This is a genomic window from Sanguibacteroides justesenii (genome assembly GCF_003204205.1).
In the GTDB taxonomy this organism is placed as follows: Bacteria; Bacteroidota; Bacteroidia; order Bacteroidales; family Marinifilaceae; genus Gabonibacter; species Gabonibacter massiliensis.
In genome coordinates this window covers 1-5,367 of the sequence record NZ_QJPL01000015.1, presented here as the reverse complement: position 1 = coordinate 5,367, position 5,367 = coordinate 1, and the positions used below count along the sequence as shown (strand labels likewise).

General features: G+C 46.4%; 2 protein-coding genes. Both read left to right on the top strand.

Translation table 11 applies throughout. The features are described from left to right. The coding region (locus tag DMB45_RS14755; protein ID WP_110688876.1) for a golvesin C-terminal-like domain-containing protein at positions 1-1,482 on the top strand (1,482 nt) is incomplete at its 5' end. A gap of 287 nt (positions 1,483-1,769) precedes the next feature. Then, positions 1,770-5,057 (top strand): golvesin C-terminal-like domain-containing protein, encoded by a 3,288-nt coding sequence (locus tag DMB45_RS14505; protein WP_110688875.1) that lies wholly within the window; start codon positions 1,770-1,772, stop codon positions 5,055-5,057. The last annotated feature ends 310 nt before the right edge of the window (positions 5,058-5,367 follow it).

Genomic DNA, 5,367 nt, shown 5'->3' with positions numbered 1-5,367 from the left:
ATGCTCGATGTCGTGACGGGGGAAAAGGTAAAGACGGGGGATGAATTTTTCGCGGTGTTTAACCCCTTGTACCAGTCTTTGTTCAACGGTAATTGCCCGGTTGATAACAGTCACCCGTTACGGGGAATCGGGTATGAAGTGAAAGGACCGTATTACACGGGTAGCCAGGTGAAGTCACTCGATGATGACAAGAATGTTTGGGTACATTCTTTAAAATACCCGTTTATGGGGAAAATTTTTGAGATTTTTCAGAATAACATGCATATCTTTGCTCGACCTACTGACATTTTTTTCCTTCCGGAGATTAAATCTATTTACGATTATCTTTCGAATCACACGTTACAAGATATGTTATTAGACCCAGGACTGGAAACGAGAATGGGAATATGGGTGTTCCTAATTAAGGTGAGGGATCTTTGGAATAGTTTAACGATGTATATACCACCAATAGAATTTCAGGCGTGCTTGGATAGTCTTTATAGTTATCGGCATGGGGAGATAGATTACGATTCGTTAGTGGGATTGTGGGGTACTCGTTGGGGAGTAGACGTAGACAATATCCTACAGAGATGGGTAATGGCGAGGCACGATCAATGTTTCAGGATAAAGGATGATATTTTGTATTATGATACTGTCGCAAAACGTATGAAAGTTATGGGAAACATCATGAACATTGGGAAAACAGGAGGAATGGTTTTTATCGAGCATAAACCGTTGCCTGACCAAAAAGTAGTCGAGCGCTTTAGTTGCTATTTGGAACCTGGCGAAACCAGAGCTTTTACTTTGGTGTCAGGATCTGTTATAAGTATGAATACTGGATTATCAGCAAATCGTCCTTGTGTTCGGTATTTTAGTCGTTATGTGAAGAAAGAAGGTGAGGATTTTGGAGAGTTTGGGGGAGAGTGGCGTTCTATTTCGGTAGAAGAATTCCTGGCAGGAGAAAATAAAAACGAGTTCGTGGTGGACGACCAGGATGCCGGTTTCGAGCTAGTGGACGGTAACCTCACCTTGTTTCAAAAATGGTTTAGAAAAGAGCCTCCTTTACGAGGTTTTCAGAAGGGAGAAACCTCCCGATGGGTACAGGTGATCACGGATAAGGCGTACGGGGATTTGATCCAAGGATGTTATTGTATCAGCGGTGGCGACGGCAAATCGACGGCCACGTGGCGGGTGAATCTTTCGGAAGCGGGACGCTATCGTGTGATGGCGAAAGTATATAAACAGTTTCTTGTTCCTGGTTTTGGATACCCGGAAGGGGTAATTTATCATTACACAATTTTCCACGGGGATAAGAAAGAGGAAGTGGCGGTGGCTCTGGACGAGATTCTCCCGGGGCGTTATGAATCCAGTGGCTGGGTTTCTCTTGGCGAATACGATTTCCCGGCGGGGGAGGCCAAGGTGGTACTTTCCGACAAGGATCCCCGGCGAAGAAAAGACGTGGCGATCGTGGCTGACGCGGTGAAGTGGATAAAAATAGAGTAGCACCCTGGGACGGGGTAAAAGTGCTATATGTTAAAGATTCGGTTCGTGCGGCATGTGATACTCCATTTAACCCGGGAAAGAGTGTGGTTATAGATAAGTGCGGGACACTTGCTTTAAACACGGATTTTTTGTATTATTAACGGTTGAAATCCGGGGGAGCACGATTGATGAATAATTCGAAGAGGAATTTAAAATGTGGTTCGTTTACTCGTGTCTGGTAAAAGAGCCTGGAATGGCAATCCAACCTGTTTGTATTAGCGTAGCTTAGAATTAAAAGATAAGATGACATGAACGCGAGGACTCTTTTTCACGTCGCCGAACACGAGATGAAACAGCAGGGCCGAAGTTGGCTTTTTCGCTTTTTCGCCCTGTTCTCGTTAGTCGGGATCGTGTCCTGTCATGTTTACTGGCAGGGGCGGGGTGCGGAGAACTGGAAAATGGTGGCCTTGCCCTGCTCGATGCCTTTAGTTAACGCTTACCTTTATAGCGTTATTCAATCGTTGTTCCTGACGGTGACGATGGCGGATATTCCCCGTCGATTAAGTAGGCCGGGAGCTCTGGAAAGTTTACAGGCTCGCCCGGTAGATAATACTACTTTTTACTGGGGAATAATCACGGGTAATGGTGTACTTTTCTTGTTGATAAATGTTGTCGTGATCCTGTCCAGTGTTTTTCTCGTGAACTTGACGAGCCTGGCCCCGGTAAGCTGGTCGTGTTACCTGTTTTACCTGTTGACGCTGAATATTCCCTCCTGGCTGCTCGTGGCCGGGTTTTCTTTGTGGTTAAGCAGTGTCACGGGTTCCCGTTTTCTGGCAATCTCTCTTTTCGTGGCCTGGTTAATCGGCTGCCTGTTCTGGTTACCTTACTTTCAACACGGTACGTTCGATTACACGGGTAGCGGTGTGCCCAATCTTTTTTCCGAGCTGGCGGGTCATTTAAACCTTCCCCGTTATTTATTGCATCGTTTGGCTTACTTGTTGATAGGCCTGGGGTTGTTGGCATGGAGTGTTAGCCGGTTCAAACGGATCCCTAATTATCGATTGACACGTGAAAATCAGGTGCTCGTTGGCGTGCTACTCTTGTTTGCTGGATTAGGCAGTGGTTTTTTATTAGAATACTCTCACTATCGAGATCGTTCGGTTCGGTCGGGTTACCGGGCGAGTTTCGATCGTAACTGGCGGGAGGAGATCTGCCGGGTAAAGAAGCACGATATCCGGTTACGACAAACGGGTAGGTATTTGAAGGCAGAAAGCAACCTGTTGGTTTATAACCCGGGAAAACAGACTTTGGGTCAAATCACTCTTTTCTTAAACCCAGGATTAGAAGTTCTGTCTGTAAAATCTGGAGACAAGGAATTACCTTACCGCCGGGATCAACAAGTTATCCTGATCGGTCAACCTTTAGGAGTGAATGAAACCTCGCCCTTGTATATAGCGTACGAGGGAATGATTGATGATCGTTATTGTGACCTGCACTTGCCTGATAAGGACTACGAGACGGTTTTTTATAATGATAAATTTTTCCCGACGGGTCGTTGCGGAGCTTTTGTTGAAAATAACTTTCTCTTGTTGACTCCTGCCAGTAGCTGGTACCCGGTGTCGATACCTCCTTCTAATCCTTTTATGCCTTTGGCGACGGGGCGTGATTTTACCCTTTTCACGCTGGAGGTAGAAAAACCTCTTCAAAAGACAGTGGTCTCTCAAGGAGTTCCCGAGAAAATAAAGGATGGTATTCGTTTCACGAGTCATAACCCGTTAAACGGGATCTCTTTGTACGGGGCGAACACGTTGAATTATACTACGCCTGTTGATTCGAGTTTCGGTTTTCGTTTTAACCTGACGAGCTGGGGAAAGGATTTCGCCCGGATGTTCTCGAGGATAAGCCAGCGGGGATTCACTTCTTTCTGGCAGAGCGAAACTATTTACTACTGGTACGATTACAGGAGGTTTCCCCGGATGGGTTGGTACGAACCCCGGAAGCCTTACCTTCATTTCTCGGAGGTCCCGGTTTCTTTTCGATTGTCCTCGGGGATAGGTAAACCGTTAGTCGGTTTAACGGAACCGGGTATTGTTTTTTTCCGGGAACGGGGCTTTGAATTTGATCTTGTCGACGTGATGTCCGGAGGTGTGGTGAGAAATGGAGATGATTTTTTCGTAAAATTTAAACCTCTATTTTTTGCTCTATTCGAGGGAAGTTGTTCGAGTAAAGAAAGTCATCCTTTGCGGGATATCGGGCAAAAATGGAAAGAGGCATCTTATGGTGATAGTAGGGTGATGTCTCTTGATGATTACTGGAACATTTGGATTTTTTCTTTAAAGTACCCTTTTATTGGCAAAACTTTTGAGGTTTTGCAAAATAGAAGGCCTTTCTTAAATACTTCTTCATTTTCAGAACAAATGTTCATACTTGATTACCCACTAAAACATACCCTGGAAGATATTTTATCAGATACCGAATTGCAGGAAAGCACGAGAGCCGTGTTGTTGAGAGATAAAGTAAAAGAATTAGGGATTCGTTTAGCTATACATGTTCCTTCCCGGGTATGGCGATCTTGCCTTGATAGCTTGTATCGTCACGGGAAGGGGGAGGTCGATTATGACTCGTTAGCGGGAGCGTGGAGCGCTCGCTGGGGCGTGGACGTGGATAGTATCGTGATGGAGTGGGTACACGCTAAACACCAGCAGTTTTTCAGGGTAAAAAATGATGGGGTGTATTACGATCCCGTGATGAAACTCTCGAAAGTGGAGGGGCGGGTCATGAACGCGGGCAAGACGGGAGGGGTGGTCTCCATGGAGTACAACTTGACGAGTGAATATGGCGACGTGGAAGATTTTGCTTGTTACGTGGGCCCCGGGGAAGCGAAGGCGTACACCCTCGTGTCGAAAGGGGGATCCGGTATTCTCACGAGACTATCCGCTAACCGCCCGACTGGTTTTATTTTTGATAATTATGAGGAGAGAGACGGGAGGAGTTTCGGTGAAATAGGCGGGGAATGGCGTTCTATCTCGGTGGAAGAGTTTTTGGCAGGCGAGAACAAGAACGAGTTCATGGTGGATGACCAGGATGCCGGTTTCGAGTTAGTGGACGGTAACCTTACCTTGTTTCAAAAATGGTTCAGGAAGGAACCTCCCTTGCGGAATAATTTTCAACAGGGCGAGACCTCCCGCTGGGAATTCGTTATCACGCCGGAGGCGGAGGGGGACTCGATTCAAGGCTGTTACTGTATCGGGGGTGGAGAGGGTAAATCGATAGCCACGTGGCGGGTGAATCTCCCGGAGGCGGGACGTTACCGGGTCGTGGCAAAAGTGTACAAGCGATCTCTTGTACCTGGGCCGATTTTGCCGGGAGGAGTAATTTATCACTACACGGTTTTTTACGGGGATAAAAAAGAAGAGGTGGAAGTCAATCTTGACGAGCTGCTCCCGAGGCGTATAGACATTCGTGGTTGGGCTTCTTTAGGCGAATACGATTTCCCGGCGGGGGAGGCCAAGGTGGTGCTTTCCGACAAAGACCTCCAAAAACGAAAAGACGTGGCGATCGTGGCTGACGCGGTGAAGTGGATAAAAATAGAGTAGCACCCTGGGACGGGGTAAAAGTGCTATATGTTAAAGATTCGGTTCGTGCGGCATGTGATACTCCGTTTAACCCGGGAAAGAGTGTGGTTATAGATAAGTGCGGGACACTTGCTTTAAACACGGATTTTTTGTATTATTAACGGTTGAAATCCGGGGGAGCACGATTGATGAATAATTCGAAGAGGAATTTAAAATGTGGTTCGTTTACTCGTGTCTGGTAAAAGAGCCTGGAATGGCAATCCAACCTGTTTGTATTAGCGTAGCTTAGAATTAAAAGATAAGATGACATGAACACGAGTGTTTTTTTTCA